The sequence below is a fragment of the Streptomyces sp. NPDC043726 genome, assembly GCF_056436565.1.
In genome coordinates, this window is sequence record NZ_JBWKCI010000008.1 from 419,101 (window position 1) to 433,371 (window position 14,271).

14 protein-coding genes are annotated in these 14,271 nt (G+C 72.0%); 10 read left to right on the forward strand and 4 right to left on the reverse strand.

What is annotated here, in order from left to right; translation table 11 throughout:
- Positions 1-64: 64 nt before the first annotated feature.
- The 4 genes from AC068Z_RS25120 to AC068Z_RS25135 are packed head-to-tail and all read left to right on the forward strand — an operon-like array spanning position 65 to position 6,359.
- Positions 65-886, forward strand: coding sequence for a glycosyltransferase family 2 protein (locus AC068Z_RS25120; RefSeq protein WP_478559662.1), 822 nt, complete (start codon positions 65-67; stop codon positions 884-886).
- The gene (locus AC068Z_RS25125; RefSeq protein ID WP_478559665.1) at positions 883-1,890 is read left to right on the forward strand and encodes a glycosyltransferase family 2 protein; all 1,008 of its coding nucleotides are present in this window, start codon (positions 883-885) and stop codon (positions 1,888-1,890) included. Before AC068Z_RS25120 ends, AC068Z_RS25125 begins: the two co-directional genes overlap by 4 nt.
- The gene (locus AC068Z_RS25130) at positions 1,883-2,683 is read left to right on the forward strand and encodes a polysaccharide deacetylase family protein (protein WP_478559668.1); all 801 of its coding nucleotides are present in this window, start codon (positions 1,883-1,885) and stop codon (positions 2,681-2,683) included. The genes AC068Z_RS25125 and AC068Z_RS25130 overlap by 8 nt, the downstream gene beginning before the upstream one ends.
- Positions 2,676-6,359 (forward strand): lipopolysaccharide biosynthesis protein, encoded by a 3,684-nt coding sequence (locus AC068Z_RS25135; protein WP_478559671.1) that lies wholly within the window; start codon positions 2,676-2,678, stop codon positions 6,357-6,359. Before AC068Z_RS25130 ends, AC068Z_RS25135 begins: the two co-directional genes overlap by 8 nt.
- 28 nt (positions 6,360-6,387) lie before the next feature.
- Here the strand turns inward: AC068Z_RS25135 and AC068Z_RS25140 are convergent, their stop codons facing one another.
- Positions 6,388-7,803: a GH39 family glycosyl hydrolase gene (locus tag AC068Z_RS25140; RefSeq protein WP_478559674.1), complete on the reverse strand. Its 1,416-nt coding sequence runs from the start codon at positions 7,801-7,803 to the stop codon at positions 6,388-6,390.
- 142 nt (positions 7,804-7,945) lie between these two features.
- Between AC068Z_RS25140 and AC068Z_RS25145 the strand changes: the two genes are divergently transcribed.
- Complete coding sequence (locus AC068Z_RS25145) at positions 7,946-9,040, forward strand: DUF5925 domain-containing protein (RefSeq protein ID WP_478559677.1); 1,095 nt, start codon at positions 7,946-7,948, stop codon at positions 9,038-9,040.
- A 15-nt stretch (positions 9,041-9,055) separates the two neighbouring features.
- Positions 9,056-9,826 (forward strand): DUF72 domain-containing protein, encoded by a 771-nt coding sequence (locus AC068Z_RS25150; protein WP_478559679.1) that lies wholly within the window; start codon positions 9,056-9,058, stop codon positions 9,824-9,826.
- Positions 9,827-9,836: 10 nt separating this feature from the next.
- On the opposite strand, the gene AC068Z_RS25155 is transcribed toward AC068Z_RS25150, so the two are convergent.
- Positions 9,837-10,208: a GntR family transcriptional regulator gene (locus AC068Z_RS25155; RefSeq protein ID WP_478559682.1), complete on the reverse strand. Its 372-nt coding sequence runs from the start codon at positions 10,206-10,208 to the stop codon at positions 9,837-9,839.
- Positions 10,209-10,280: 72 nt separating this feature from the next.
- Between AC068Z_RS25155 and AC068Z_RS25160 the strand changes: the two genes are divergently transcribed.
- Together AC068Z_RS25160 and AC068Z_RS25165 are read left to right on the forward strand one after the other, a co-directional pair.
- Positions 10,281-11,213 carry an N-acetyltransferase family protein gene (locus AC068Z_RS25160; RefSeq protein WP_478559685.1) on the forward strand — a complete coding sequence of 311 codons (933 nt, stop codon included), beginning with the start codon at positions 10,281-10,283 and terminating at the stop codon, positions 11,211-11,213.
- A complete protein-coding gene (locus AC068Z_RS25165; RefSeq protein ID WP_478559688.1) occupies positions 11,194-11,694 on the forward strand; it encodes a ribonuclease FAU-1 family protein in 501 nt (166 codons plus the stop codon). The genes AC068Z_RS25160 and AC068Z_RS25165 overlap by 20 nt, the downstream gene beginning before the upstream one ends.
- Here the strand turns inward: AC068Z_RS25165 and AC068Z_RS25170 are convergent.
- Positions 11,691-12,305, reverse strand: coding sequence for a class I SAM-dependent methyltransferase (locus AC068Z_RS25170; protein WP_478559690.1), 615 nt, complete (start codon positions 12,303-12,305; stop codon positions 11,691-11,693). The genes AC068Z_RS25165 and AC068Z_RS25170 overlap by 4 nt on opposite strands.
- A 140-nt stretch (positions 12,306-12,445) precedes the next feature.
- Between AC068Z_RS25170 and AC068Z_RS25175 the strand changes: the two genes are divergently transcribed.
- Positions 12,446-12,583 carry a hypothetical protein gene (locus AC068Z_RS25175; protein WP_478559693.1) on the forward strand — a complete coding sequence of 46 codons (138 nt, stop codon included), beginning with the start codon at positions 12,446-12,448 and terminating at the stop codon, positions 12,581-12,583.
- 10 nt (positions 12,584-12,593) lie between these two features.
- Here the strand turns inward: AC068Z_RS25175 and AC068Z_RS25180 are convergent, their stop codons facing one another.
- The gene (locus tag AC068Z_RS25180) at positions 12,594-13,043 is read right to left on the reverse strand and encodes a GNAT family N-acetyltransferase (RefSeq protein WP_478559696.1); all 450 of its coding nucleotides are present in this window, start codon (positions 13,041-13,043) and stop codon (positions 12,594-12,596) included.
- 170 nt (positions 13,044-13,213) lie between these two features.
- Between AC068Z_RS25180 and AC068Z_RS25185 the strand changes: the two genes are divergently transcribed.
- Complete coding sequence (locus AC068Z_RS25185) at positions 13,214-14,239, forward strand: lytic polysaccharide monooxygenase auxiliary activity family 9 protein (protein WP_478559699.1); 1,026 nt, start codon at positions 13,214-13,216, stop codon at positions 14,237-14,239.
- Positions 14,240-14,271 lie beyond the last annotated feature (32 nt).

Here is a 14,271-nt window from a genome sequence, read left to right on the forward strand (position 1 = left end):
GAACCGGACACACAGCCGGGCCGCCCGGGGGCGGGCGGTCCACCGGACGAGAGGGACCAGACTCATGAGCTCAGTTCTGCGCCCGGCGGCCACGGGCGACACATTCCGCACGGCCGGCGCGTACCGGCCCGTCTCCTCGCACCTGGCCATCGCACCGCCGGTGAGCGTGGTCATCCCGGCCATGAACGAGGCGGAGAATCTGCCGTACGTCTTCAAGACCCTGCCGGACTGGATCCACGAAGTGGTCCTGGTCGACGGCAACTCCACCGACAACACCGTCGAAGTGGCCCGTGAACTGTGGCCGGACGTGAAGGTCGTGGAGCAGCGCGGCAAGGGCAAGGGGGATGCCCTGATCACCGGTTTCGAGGCGTGCTCCGGCGACATCATCGTGATGGTCGACGCGGACGGCTCGGCCGACGGACAGGAGATCGTCAGCTATGTCTCGGCGCTGGTCTCCGGCGCCGACTTCGCCAAGGGGTCCCGCTTCGCCAACGGCGGCGGCACCGACGACATGACCTTCATCCGCAAGCTGGGCAACCACGCCCTGTGCGCGGTGGTCAACCGCAAGTTCGGTGCCCGGTACACGGACCTGTGCTACGGCTACAACGCCTTCTGGCGGCACTGCCTGGACAAGATCGACCTCGACTGCACCGGCTTCGAGGTGGAGACCCTGATGAACATACGGGTCGTCAAGGCGGGTCTGAAGGTGCAGGAGATACCGAGCCACGAGTACCTCCGCATCCACGGTACGAGCAATCTGCGCGCCGTGCGCGACGGGTTCCGGGTGCTCAACGTGATCCTGAGAGAACGCTCCAACCGCCGGGACCTGCGCCGCCGCGCCGGACGCTCACCGATGCTCGACTCGGTGCGGGGAGAGGTGTCTTGAGCGAGTCCCGTGCGAGCAGCGGGCCGGACATCTCCGTCGTGATCTGCGTCTACACCGAGGACCGCTGGGAGGACATCCTCGCGGCGGTCGCCTCGGTGCGGGCGCAGTCCCGCCCGGCTCTGGAGACGCTGCTGGTCGTCGACCACAACGACCTGCTGCGGGAGCGCCTGGCCAGGGAGTACAAGCAGGCCACGGACGTCCGGGTGCTCGCCAACGCGGGCCCCCGGGGTCTGTCCGCGGGCCGCAACACGGGCATCGCCGCCTCCTACGGCGAGGTGATCGCCTTCCTCGACGACGACGCCGTGGCCGAGCGGGACTGGCTGCGGCACTTCGCCGACGGGTACGCCGACCCGCGGGTGATGGCGGTCGGCGGCCGTACGGAGCCGGTCTGGGCCTCGGGCCGCCGCCCGGACTGGTTCCCGGAGGAGTTCGACTGGGTGGTCGGCTGCACCTACCGCGGCCTGCCACCGGGCCGGGTCCGGGTGCGCAACGTCCTCGGCGGCAACGCCTCGTTCCGCCGTACGGCCTTCGACTCGGCGGGCGGCTTCGCCACCGGCATCGGGCGCGACGGCGACAAGCGGCCGCTGGGCTGCGAGGAGACGGAGCTGTGCATCCGGCTCACCCGGGCCAGGCCCGACGCGGTGCTGCTGATCGACGACCGGGCGGTGATCCACCACCGGGTGCCGGAAGCGCGCGAGCACTTCGCCTACTTCCGCACCCGCGCCTACGCCGAGGGCCTGTCGAAGGCGCTGGTGGCCCGAAGTGTCGGCGCCGGCAAGGGGCTTGAGTCCGAGCGCCGGTACGCCACCCGCGTTCTTCCGGCGGGGGTGGCGCGCGGGCTGCGGGACGCGCTGCTGGGCCGGGCGGGCGGCGCGGGCCGGGCCGGCGCGATCGTCGCCGGGGTGCTCACCGCGGCCGGTGGGTATATCGTCGGGAGCGTCCGGGCCCGCCGGGGCGCTGTGACGTACTCGGTGGCCGCGGTCGAGGGGGGCCGGGATGGATGACAGAGCTGTGCCGATCCTCATGTACCACGCGGTGTCGTCCGAGCCGAACGACGCCACCCGCGCCCTGTCGGTGACCCCGGAGGCGTTCGCGGAACAGATGGCGGTCGTCCACGATCTCGGCCTGACCCCCGTCAACACCAGGGATCTGGCCGCCTGTTGGCGCGACGGCCGCCCGCTGCCCGCGCGCCCGCTCCTGATCACCTTCGACGACGGCTACGAGGGCGTGCACCGGCACGCCCTGCCCGTGCTCGCCAAGCACGGCTTCCCGGCCACGCTGTTCGTCTCCACCGGCTGGCTGCGCGGCCCGTACGACACCGGCGGCGCCCTCGACACCATGCTGGACTGGGACCAGGTCCGCGAACTCGCGGCGGCCGGGGTGGAGATCGGCGGCCACAGCCACACCCACCCCCAGCTCGACCAGCTTCCGGACGAGAGGCTGCGCCGGGAGCTGATCCTGTGCAAGGAGATCGTCTCGGACCAGCTCGGCACCGTCCCGGCGTCGTTCGCCTACCCGTACGGCTACTCCAGCCGCCGGGTGCGCGAGGCCGTGCGGGAGACGGGGTACGCCCAGGCCCTCGCCGTCGGCAACGGCCTCGCCCGGCGCCGGCAGGGGCCGTACGCGCTGCGCCGGGTCACCGTCCGCCGCGGCACCGGTGCCGAGGAGTTCCGGCGGCTGGTCGAGGGCCGCGCGATCACCCGCACCTTCGCCCGGGACCTCGCCCTCACCAAGGGCTACGCCATGGTCCGCAGAGCCCGACAGGTACGCCGGAAGGCCATCCGAACCCGTGTCTGACACGACGACCACGACCGAGGCCGAGCAGCAGCCCGCCGAGGCGCCCAAACAGTCGGGGCGCGGCAGCCAGCTGTTCCGCAACGCCTACGCCCTGATGCTCAACACCGGTATCTCCGCGGTGCTCGGTCTCGGTTTCTGGCTGGCCGCGGCCCGCTACTACTCCGAGTCGGCCGTCGGCCAGGGTTCCGCCGCCATCGCCGCGATGAAGTTCCTCGCGGGTCTGACGGCGGTGACCCTGACCGGCGCGCTGGCCCGGTTCATCCCGATCGCGGGCCGCGCCACCGGACGGCTGATCTTCCGTACGTACGCGGGCAGTTCGGTGGTCGTGGCGCTGGCCGCTGGCGTCTTTTTGCTCACGCTGGACGTGTGGGGTCCGTCGTACGCCTTCCTGGACGGGCCGCTGCCGGCGCTCTTCTTCGTCGTGTCCGTCGTCGCCTGGAATCTGCTCACCCTCCAGGACGGGGTGCTGACCGGGCTGCGCAGCGCGCTGTGGGTGCCGGTGGGCAACACCGCCTTCTCGGCGGTCAAGCTGGGGCTGCTGGTCGCGTTCGCCGCGGTGGTCCCGACGACCGGGGTGTTCGTGTCGTGGGTCGCGGCCATCGCGATCTCGGTGCTGCCGCTGGGCTGGCTGGTGTTCCGGCGGCTTGTGCCGCGGCATGTGGAGTCGACCGAGGAGCACGCCAAGCCGCCGTCGCTGCGGGAGGTCGGCAAGTTCCTCGCGGGCGACTACACCGGCTCGCTGTTCTCGCTCGCCGTGGTCTATCTGATCCCGGTGATCGTGGCGGCGCAGGTCAGCTCCGAGGACAACGCCTACTTCTACATCACCGCCACCATCGGCGGCACGGTCAACCTGCTCGCCATCAACATGGGCGCCTCGCTGACCGTCGAGGGCTCGCACGACCCGGGCCGGCTCGCCGCCAACACCCGGGCCGCGCTCAAGCGCATGGCCCGCATCATGATCCCGGTCGCGGCGATCCTGTTCTTCGGTGCGCCGTGGATCCTCGGCGTGTTCGGCACGGGCTACGCCGACGCGGCCACCCCGCTGCTGCGCTGGTTCGCGATCGGCGGGCTGCTGCGGGTTGTGATGGAGACCTACTTCGCGGTGCTGCGCGCGCAGAGCCGGACCGCCGGACTCGCCTGGCTCCAGGGCCTGTTGTGCGCGCTGGTGCTCGGTCTGACACTGCTGCTGCTCCCCCGGATGGGGCTGACCGGCGCGGGTGTCGCCGAGATCGTGGCGCTGGCGGTGATCGTGGCGATCGCGGCGCCGAAGCTGTACCGGACCGTGCTGACCGCGCCGGCCGAGGCGCCCGAGGGCTCGGCACCCGACGGCGACCTCGCGGACCTGGGGGCACGGGAGGGGACTCCCGCGCGCGGGTCCGCCTGGGCGCTGGACTCCGACACCCTCGCCCTCGGCGTCCACGTCGACTTCGACCACCTGGAGCGCCGGCCGGACGTCCGCCCGGGCCCGGGCACCCCGCCCACCGGAATGCCCGCCGTGCGGCGCCCCGAGCACCGGCCGACCTGGGCGGTGGGGCTGCCCGTGGAGCAGCGCGAGCCGGAGGTGGACGCGCCGTTCGAGACGGAGGAGAAGGCGGTCGTCCCCGACGTGCCGGAGGCGGTGCGCGAGGAACCGCCGGAGCCGGAAGAGCCGCGGGACCGGCTGCTGCCCACCCGCCCAGGAGTCGTCCTCGGCTGTCTGCTGATCGCCGCCCTGCTGCTGTACTGGGTGCCCGCGCTCCGGCTCGGCGAGGCCGACCTGGACGCGATGGGCGGGCTCGGCCTCGTCTCGGTGCTGCCCACGTCGACGCTGATCGGCGCCGGGCTGCTGGTCACCGTGTTCGCCTCGCTGCTCTGGCTGGGCCGTGAGCACCGGACGCTGCTGCTGGTCACCCTGCTGGCGACCGTGGTCTCGCTGCACGCGCTGCCCGCGCTGATCGAGACCGAGCCGAGGTTCGCCACCGCCTGGCAGCATCTGGGCTTCCTGGACTACATCGACCGCACCGGGTCCGCCGTACCGGACCTGGACGCGCGCTGGAGCTGGCCCGGGTTCTTCGCGGTGGCCGCGTTCGTGGCGCAGGCCTGCGGGGTCTCGGACCTGACCGAGGTCATCCGCTGGTGGCCGCTCACCATGCAACTGCTGTACCTGGTGCCGATGTTCCTGCTGACCCGCTCGATGCGGGCGAGCTGGCGGGCGCGATGGACCGGCATCTGGGTGTTCGTGCTCAGCGGGTGGGTCGGCCAGGACTACTTCTCCCCGCAGGGCTTCACCTATCTCCTCTACCTGGTGTTCGCGGCCGTCCTGCTGGTGTGGTTCCGGGCGCCGCGGGTGATATGGACCAAGGTGCGGCCCGGCGAACTGGAGGTCGAGCCCACGGACCGGCGGCAGCGGGCGGTACTGCTGCTGGTCGTCATCGGACTGTTCGCGGCGAGCGTGCCCGCCCACCAGCTCACGCCGTTCGTGATGCTGGGCGTGCTGGCGGTGCTGGTGCTGGTCGGCCGCAGCGAACTGCGCGGACTGCCCGTGCTGTTCGGTGTGATGGTGCTGTCCTGGATCGGCTTCATGGGCGAGCCGTACTGGTCGGGACACTTCGACGAGCTCTTCGGCGGGGTCGGCGGCGTCGGCTCCAACGTCTCCTCCTCCGTCTCCGGCCGGATCGAGGGCGGCAGCTCCACGCACAAACTGGTGCTGTACACGCGGGTGCTGCTGGCCGGCGGTGTGATGGCCATGGCGTGCTGGGGCTGGTGGCGCCGCCGCGACCACAAGTACCGCGAACGCTCCCTGGTGGTCCTCACCTTCGTCCCGTTCCTCGGCTTCGGCATGCAGAGTTACGGCGGCGAGATGGCGCTGCGCGTCTTCATGTTCGCGCTGCCCGGCGCGGCCCTGCTGACCGGGCTCGCCCTGTTCCCGCGCACCGGCGTCACCGCGAAGGAACGCGACAAGGACCGGGTGAGCCTCGCCCCGCTGGCCGCGCTCATGGCGGGCCTGGTCCTCATGGGCGGCTTCCTCGTGGCCCGCTGGGGCAACGAGCCGTTCGAGCGGGTCCGGCCCGGCGAGGTCGCGGCCATGGAGTACGTCTACGCCCATGACGAACCGAGCGTGCGGCTGCTCTGGCTGAGCAACGACACGGTCAACGTCGTGACCCCGTCGATGCCGTGGGGCGCGCGGGACATGGAGAAGGTCGAGTATCTGCCGACGCTGGCGCCCGTGGACCCGGTGCTGGTGTCGGGCCTGGTCAAGGCGTTGAAGGACGCGGGCCCGAACTCGTATCTGATGATCAACCGCAGTCAGGTCACCTATCTGCGGATGGACGTCGGCTACTCGGAGAGCTGGGAGCCGCGGCTGATCCACCACCTCGACCGGCGCCAGGAGCTGAGGAAGGTCTTCGTCAACGAGGACGTGACCATGTACGCGCTGCGCAAGCAGCCCGCCGGTGAGGTGCCCGAGGCCGATCCCGGGCCGATCGGACCGAAGGTGACCTGGACTCCGTGGTCGGTGGTCGGGGCGTTGGCGGCGCTCGCGCTGATCGTGCTGCTGACGGCGCGCGAGCTGATCCGGGTCGCGCTACGGCCGAGCGTGCGCCAACTGCGCTGGCTGCAGAGCAGTTTCTGGTTCTCGCTGCCGCTGCTGGCGGTGCTGCTGGCCTCGCTGGTGCAGCGGTTCCTGACGATCAAGTAGAGGATCGGGCAGCGGACGGGGCAGGGGGTCAGGAGGCTCGCTCGAGCCACCTGACCTCGTACGCCTGAAGCTTCAGCCGCTTGCCGTCGACGGTGGCTGTCGTGGACCGGTCGAGGGTGTTGACGACCAGAGCGGTCCTGTCGGTGGCCAGCACCCTGAGGTGGGAGGGCCCCGCGAGCTTCCGGTACTGCGTGCCCGGCGGGAACTCCTCGGCGAACCGGGCCAGCAGGTCGTACATCGGCAGCCGCTGCCCGCCGCCGGCCCCGCTGGTGGGCGTCCAGAGGCAGCCGGGGCACTCGGTGCCCTCCTCGGACTGCGGGTTCCAGTAGAAGCCGGAGGTGGCCCCGCCCTTGGCCATGGCGATCAGTCCGGCGGCGTGCACGGCGACCCGGCGGGTCTCGGACCAGCCGTGCCGGTTGTCGTCGCCGTCGGCGGGCTCGACGTAGTACTCGGCCCACCACAGGGGCAGCCGGCCACCGGTCCGGTCCCGCACCCACTCGCCGACGGCGGTGAACTTGTCGGCCGCGGCGAACTCGTCGGGCAGCAGTTCGTCGTCGCGGGTGTAGCTGGAGCCGTCGACGACGACGAAGTCCGCGCCCGCCTTGTGCTCGTTCCAGTAGGAGAAGGCGTCCAGGACCCGGCGGTCCATCGCGCCCCAACTCCCCTTGAAGGCCGGGGAGGCGTGCTCCTCGCGGGGGTCGAGGCTGTCCATCACCAGGTACGGACCGCCGACCATGATCTCCGGGTTGACCTTCTTCAGGGCGCGGTGGACGAGGTTGTAGAGCTGGGTGTAGCCCTCGTAGTCCCAGCGGGCCTCGGCGTCGTTCCAGAAGCCCTTGAACTCGTTCCAGACGATGAAGTGCCGTACGTCCGGATAGCGTTTGGCGACGGTCGCCGCGAGCGCCGCGAAGTCGTCGAAGTGCTCCGGCTCCGGCGCGGTCTCCAGCGCCGCCTGGCTCCAGTCGGTGTCGTCGACCCCGGCCTCGCCGCCCTTCATCCAGTCCGGCGCGCAGCACAGGGTGACGACCGGGGTGCCGCCCGAGGCCCGGACGAAGTCGATACGGCGGTCCATGGCCTCGAAGTCGTAACGCCCCGGCACCGGCTCGGGGTTGTCGGCGCCCCAGCCCATGATGTGCTGGATCTGCGGCAGCCCGGCCCCGGCGAGCCGCTTCTCCACGCGGTCCACGGCGGCCGGGTCGCCCTCGTCGCCGCTGAACTGGGTGTGGGTGAACCCCCAGCCCACCTCTGGATTCGTGGCGTCCGGCGTCGCGGTCGGGGTGCCGTGCACCTTGTCGCCGTCGCGTGTGGTGCCCTCGGTGCTCGCGCCGTTGCCGGGCAGCGTGTTGAGCAGGGTCACCACCAGGGCCAGAGCGGCCACTCCCACACCGAGCAGCGCGGTGAGCCGCCACCGCCGTGCCCCCGAATTCCACCCATGTCGTCCCATCGAGGGCAACGGTAACCGTGTGACGGGCGCGAGGGCAGGGTTCCGCTGGGAACGGTCCCGAAGCTTTTCCGAGCGGCAACCGATGGGGGACGTCAGGGGGAAATCCCGTGCGCGAAGGGCGTTCGTGGCGGATCATGGCGACATGTCTGCGAACCCACACGACGCTCTGCCGATCCGGCTCAACGTCGACGACAGCGACTCCCCGTCCGATGTCGTCGACGCGCTGTTCCTCGGCCGCTTCGCGACGGGCGAGCAGCCGTACTCGCACGCGGCGAACATCGACCGCGTACGGTCCGGGGCGACCCTGCTCCCGCCGGGCGCGCGGGTGCTGCGGGTGGCCCGCGACGACGACCGCAGCGCGACCCTCGCGGAGGGCGACGGCTGGACCGTGCTGGTCTCCCGCTGGAACCGCGGCGCCGACGTCACGGTCACCGCGACCACGGCGGACCTGGCGAAGAAGGTCCTGGACCAGGCGACCGACGGCGCGGCGGACGAGCCCGAACCGCAGCCGGAGAACGTGACCATGGGCTTCTGGTACGTCTCCCCCAGGCGCGGCCCGCACCGCACCACCCGGCAGATCTCCGCCGGCACCTGGGAGGAGGTGCGGGCCAACTACACGGCCCCGGTGGCGGACGCGATGGACGGGCTGATGAAGACGACCCCGGAGGACATCGCGGGCCGGCTGCTCCTGCTGCACGGCCCGCCCGGCACCGGCAAGACCTCCGCGCTGCGCACGCTCGCCCGCTCCTGGCGGGACTGGTGCCAGGTGGACTGCGTGCTGGACCCGGAGCGGCTCTTCAGTGACGTCGGCTATCTGATGGACATCGCGATCGGCGAGGAGGACGGCACCGGCAAGGGGCGCTGGCGGCTGCTCCTGCTGGAGGACTGCGACGAGCTGATCCGCGGCGAGGCGAAGCACACGGCGGGCCAGGCCCTGTCCCGGCTGCTGAACCTCACCGACGGTCTGCTGGGCCAGGGCCGCAATGTCCTGGTCGGGGTCACGACCAACGAGGACCTGGAGCGCCTCCACCCGGCCGTGGTCCGCCCGGGCCGCTGTCTGGCCCGGATCGAGGTCGGCCCGCTGACCAGGGCGGAGGCGGTGGGCTGGCTGGGCAGCGAGGAGGGCGTGAGCCGCGAGGGCGCGACGCTGGCCGAGCTGTACGCACTGCGCCGGGGCACGTCCCCGACGTCGCTGCCGGAGCCGAGGCCGGGGGCGGACGCGGGCCTGTACCTGTAGTGCTTTGATGGTCGTATGACCGTGTTGGTCGGCACATCGGGATGGCAGTACAAGGACTGGCGGGACGTCCTGTACCCGTCGGGCTGTCCGCAGCGGCTGTGGCTGGAGGAGTACGCGACGGCTTTCGCGACGGTCGAGCTCAACAACGCCTTCTACCGGCTGCCGTCGAGGGAGAACTTCGAGTCGTGGCGGGACCGGGTGCCGGACGACTTCGTGGTGGCGGTCAAGGCGAGCCGCTACCTGACCCACATCAAGCGGCTGCGCGAGCCCGAGGAGCCGGTGGACCGCCTGATGACGCACGCCGAGGGCCTGGGCGCCCGCCTGGGCCCGGTCCTGCTCCAGCTCCCACCGACCCTGCGGGCGGACCCGGGCCTGCTGGACACCTGCCTGTCCTGCTTCCCGGCGGGCACCCGGGTGGCGGTGGAGCCGCGGCACGACTCGTGGTGGACGCGGACCGTACGGGAGGTGCTGGAGTCGCGGGGCGCGGCCCTGTGCTGGGCGGACATCCAGGCCCGCCCGGTCACCCCGCTGTGGCGCACCACGGACTGGGGCTACGTCCGCTTCCACCAGGGCAGGGCCCAGCCGTGGCCCAGCTACGGCCGGCAGTCCCTGAGAACGTGGGTGGGCCGGATCGCGGACACCTGGCCCGACAGCCGGGACGTGTTCACGTACTTCAACAACGACCCGACGGGGGCGGCGGTGCGGGACGCGACGACGTTCGCGAGGCTCGCGGAGAAGGCGGGTCTCACGGTGACCAGGACGCCGGACCATGTCCCCGCGCCCTGACCGGACTTCCTCAGTCGGCCTCGTAGGCAGCCCGCAGAGCATCCCGTACGGCGTCCAAGGCGTCCCCCTCGCCCAGCCCCAGTCGCCGTACACGCTCCGCGTACGCCTGGGCCGCCGACGCCGCTTCCCGTTCCGCGGCCGAGCCGGCGGCGGCCACGAACGTGCCGTTGCGCCCCCGGGTCTCGATCACGCCGTCCGTCTCCAGCGCCCGGTACGCCTTGGCGACCGTGTTCGCGGCGAGCCCCAGCGACTCGGCGAGGCCCCGCACCGTGGGCAGCCGGTACCCCACCGGCAGCACACCCGCCCGCGCCTGCTCGGAGATCTGCGCCCGCACCTGCTCGTACGGCGGCGCGCTGTCATCGATGTGGATCTTCAAGGTCACGCAGGCGATTGTCCCGTACCCAGCGGAAAATGAGAGGCACACCGGCGCGCCCCGCCCGTAACGTGCGGCCCCATGACAGTCATCGTTCGCGAGATCAGGCCCGAGGCGCGGGCCGACCTGGAGGGCTTCGCCGCCGTCCGGCACAGCGCCCTGCCGTTCTACGTCATCACCCCGGACTCCCTCGCCTACGACCTGGCGCACTTCCATCCCGACGCGCGCTACCGCCCGCTCCTCGCCGAGGCGGACGGGGAGATCATCGGCAGCGCGCAGGTCGGTCTGCTCCACGAGAACCCCAAGCCGCTGCAGGGGTTCGTCAACGTCTACGTACGCCCGGACCGCACCCATCGCGGCGCCGGCGCCGCCCTGGTCCGTGCCGCCGAGGAGTACCTGGGCGGCCTCGGCGCGACCCGGCTGCTGTCCTGGGTCCTGGACGAGCCCGGCAACCGCGCCTTCGCCGAGGCGCACGGCTATCACGCGGGCCGTTCCTCGCACTTCCAGCGGCTCGACCTGGCGAACGGCAAGCTGCCGCCGCTCCAGGACCCGCCGCCCGGGGTCGAACTCCGCCCGGCCGCCGCCTTCGCCGACGATCCGCGCCCGGTGTTCGACCTGGACGCCGAGACGACGGCGGACGAACCCAGCGAGGCCGGTGCCGCCGAGCTCTCGGACTACGAGGCGTGGCTCGCGGACACCTGGAACCATCCGCTGACCGACCTCGAACTGACCACCGTCGCCCTGGTCGACGGCCGCCCCGCCGCGTTCAGCGCCGCCCGCACCGACGGCGGCACGCGGTACTCCAGCGGCATGACCGGCACGGGCCGCGCCTTCCGCGGCCGGGGCCTGGCCAAGCTCGCCAAGAACGACTCCCTGCACCGGGCACGCGCGGCCGGGTACACGGAGGCGTTCACGGGCAACGACACCGGCAACGAGCCGATGCTCGCGATCAACCGGTGGTTCGGGTACGAGGTCTGCGCCACGGAGGTGCGCTATGTCCGCGAACTCGGCTGAACCCGGGGCCCGGGTGCAGGTCGTCCTGGTCAAGGGCGGCCGTACGAAGATCAGTTACCCGGCGGAGCTGCTCTCCGACGACGGCGACCGGATCGCGGTGCGCGCGCCCTGGGCCGGCGACGAACCCCGTGACTTCGGCTTCGTCCGCTTCGAGCGGGGGGACGTCTTCACCGAGTACTACTGGCGGGACCGCTGGTACTCGGTCAAGGAGGTCCGCGCCGCCTCGGGCGCCCTGAAGGGCTGGTACTGCGACATCACCCGCCCGGCGGCCCGCTCCGGCGCCGAACTGGTCGTGGAGGACCTCGACCTGGACCTCTGGCGCTCGGCCGACGGCACGGACGTACGGCGCCTGGACGAGGACGAGTTCGAGGCGAGCGGTCTGCGCGAGCGTGACCCGCGGGCCGCGGCGGCGGCGGTGGCCGCCCTGGACGAGCTGGAGGCACTGGCGCTGAAGGGCGACTTCGGCTCCCTGCTGGCCTAGACCGACGCCACCACGGCGTACCGCTCGTCGGCCACGGCCTGTCCCCACAGCGCCGGGTCGTCGGACAGCCGCTCCAGGCGCACCTCGACGGCGAGCGGGGTGAGGAGGCCGACGAGCCGGTCCGCCGGTCTCCCGACCGGGCTCACGGTCCCCCACACGCCCTCGACGAGCACGAGCCGTCCGCCGGGGCGCAGCAGCCCGCGCCAGTGCCGCAGCACGCGGGCAGGGTCGGGCAGCGTCCACAGCACATGCCGGACGAGCAGGACGTCGTAGCGCTGCTCCCCCACCGGTGGTGTCGCCGCGTCACCGACCAGGAACGCGGCGTCACGGCCGGCGAGCTTGGCGCGGGCGAGGGCGATCATGGCCGGGGAGCTGTCCACTCCGGTGACGCGGTGTCCCTGTTCCGCCGCGAGCAGCGACAGGCTGCCGGTGCCGCAGCCGAGGTCGAGGATGTCGCTCGGGCGTCCGGGGAGCCAGTCGCGCAGCCGCCGGGACCAGGCCCGGCGCACCTCGGGGTCGCGCAGTCCGTGGTCGGGCTCGTCGTCGAAGGAGGGGGCCGCCGCGTCCCAGTCGGTACGCGGCGCGGTCGCGTCGTCACGGTGGTGTGCCATGGTTCCGAGAGTGACACGCGCCACTGACAGTCGAATCGTGACAACGGCCACTGACAGAACGGGCGCCGATGAGGAACCCTCACCCAAAGGGTCTACCTCCGTGAGAACGCGGAACACGGTAGGCACTGAAGGAGGCAGCCATGCGCCGCACCACCGTGCAGAAGCCCCTGAGGAAGAGCGACTCGCGCCGGATCACCCGCGAGGAGGCCGACGAGCGCCCCGCGGGACGCCCCGAGGTCCGCAAGGACATCGCACGAACATGGTGGCCGGACGGCTGACCGGCCCCCTTCAGTTCAGTCGCTTGCGGTAGTGGACGCGGTCGTAGGGCCCGTCCACCCGGCGTTCCACGAGCTCATAGCCGAACCTCGGATAGATCTTCTGGTTCTCCCACATCTTGGCGTTGGTGTAGAGCCGCACCTCGGGCAGCCCGAGGGCACGCGCGTGTGCCTCCACGAACTCCAGCAGCCGCCGCCCCACGCCCTGCCCCTGGGCGTCCGGACGGACGGCGATGTTGTCGAGGTGGAGATGGTCCGCGTGCTCCTCGAGGACCACCAGACCGGCCACCGGGTCCCCCGTGACGTACACCTGCCCCGCCGCCACGTTCGCCGCGTGGTCCCGTTCCATGGGCTGCGGCACCACCCCGATGCGTTCGATGTAGTGGTGGTACGCGGCATCGGTCACGCTCTTCACGGCCGCCACGTCGGCGCTGCTCGCGGGTCGGATCTCGTCGTTCGCCATGGCTCGAACCGTACCTACCTGAGCGCAGTCTGAGCACTCCCTTAAAGGGACCATAAGGATCTCCATCACCTGCCTCCAGCAGGCGATTTCGCGGTTCTTCCGGGCTAGCTTGCTGATCGCCCCCACGGGTTCCCGACCAGCAACCGACGACCGTTCCCCAGGAGTTCCGCATGCCCGCACGCCGTAGGGTCGCCACCGCCGCCACCGTCGCCGCGGTCGGTGTCGCGCCGCTCGCACTGACCGCCCTCGCCGCCGCGCCCGCGGCCGCGCACGGGTCGATGGGCGACCCGGTCAGCCGGGTCTCGCAGTGCTACGCGGAGGGCCCCGAGAGCCCGAAGTCCGATGCCTGCAAGGCGGCCGTCGCGGCCGGCGGCACCCAGGCGCTCTACGACTGGAACGGCATCCGCATCGGCGACGCCGGCGGCCGGCACCAGGAGCTGATCCCGGACGGCAAGCTGTGCAGCGCGGGCGCCGACGCGTTCAAGGGCCTGGACCTGGCCCGCGCCGACTGGCCGGCCACGAGCGTGAGCAGCGGCTCGTACACCTTCAAGTACCGCGTGACGGCCCCGCACAAGGGCACCTTCAAGGTGTACATCACCAAGGAGGGCTACGACCCCGCCCAGCCGCTCGGCTGGGGCGACCTGGACCTGGCGAACCCGGTGGCGACGGTGACCGACCCGGCGGCGTCGGGCGGCTTCTACACGTTCTCCGGCACTCTGCCGAACCGTTCCGGCAAGCAGGTTCTCTACGCGGTCTGGCAGCGCTCGGACAGCCCGGAGGCGTTCTACTCCTGCTCGGACGTCACCTTCGGCGGAAGCGGCGTCGGCAGTGGCAGTGGCAGCGGCTCCACGCCCGGGGAGTCCTCCCCCGCGCCCAGCGCCTCCGCTCCCTCCGAGGAGCAGATCGAGGAGGGCGCCGAGGAGTCGACGGTCGAGCACGGCGGCCACGGCGACCAGGACGCGAGCACCTCGGCCGAGCCGGTCGCGGACGACGGCAGTGAAGGCGGGGAGGAGCCCACGGCCGCCGCCAACCAACCCAAGGCGGCCGGTGCCACGGAGAACCTCGCCGAGACCGGCGGCGACAGCAGCACCTCGTACATCGCGATGGGCGGTGCCGCGGCGCTGGCGCTCGGCGCGGCGGCCCTGTTCATGTCGGTCCGGCGGCGCGCCGCGGGCGGTGCCCGGCACGGTCGCTGACCCCCGAACTCCGGGGCCTGACGGGCGGCTCA

Bases quoted from the DNA above. Each gene is read 5' to 3' on its own strand.
- AC068Z_RS25120 (WP_478559662.1), top strand. From the start codon at position 65: ATGAGCTCAGTTCTGCGCCCGGCGGCCACGGGCGACACATTCCGCACG.
- AC068Z_RS25130 (WP_478559668.1), top strand. From the start codon at position 1,883: ATGGATGACAGAGCTGTGCCGATCCTCATGTACCACGCGGTGTCGTCC.
- AC068Z_RS25140 (WP_478559674.1), bottom strand. From the start codon at position 7,803: ATGGGACGACATGGGTGGAATTCGGGGGCACGGCGGTGGCGGCTCACC.
- AC068Z_RS25145 (WP_478559677.1), top strand. From the start codon at position 7,946: ATGTCTGCGAACCCACACGACGCTCTGCCGATCCGGCTCAACGTCGAC.
- AC068Z_RS25150 (WP_478559679.1), top strand. From the start codon at position 9,056: ATGACCGTGTTGGTCGGCACATCGGGATGGCAGTACAAGGACTGGCGG.
- AC068Z_RS25160 (WP_478559685.1), top strand. From the start codon at position 10,281: ATGACAGTCATCGTTCGCGAGATCAGGCCCGAGGCGCGGGCCGACCTG.
- AC068Z_RS25165 (WP_478559688.1), top strand. From the start codon at position 11,194: ATGTCCGCGAACTCGGCTGAACCCGGGGCCCGGGTGCAGGTCGTCCTG.
- AC068Z_RS25170 (WP_478559690.1), bottom strand. From the start codon at position 12,305: ATGGCACACCACCGTGACGACGCGACCGCGCCGCGTACCGACTGGGAC.
- AC068Z_RS25175 (WP_478559693.1), top strand. From the start codon at position 12,446: ATGCGCCGCACCACCGTGCAGAAGCCCCTGAGGAAGAGCGACTCGCGC.
- AC068Z_RS25180 (WP_478559696.1), bottom strand. From the start codon at position 13,043: ATGGCGAACGACGAGATCCGACCCGCGAGCAGCGCCGACGTGGCGGCC.
- AC068Z_RS25185 (WP_478559699.1), top strand. From the start codon at position 13,214: ATGCCCGCACGCCGTAGGGTCGCCACCGCCGCCACCGTCGCCGCGGTC.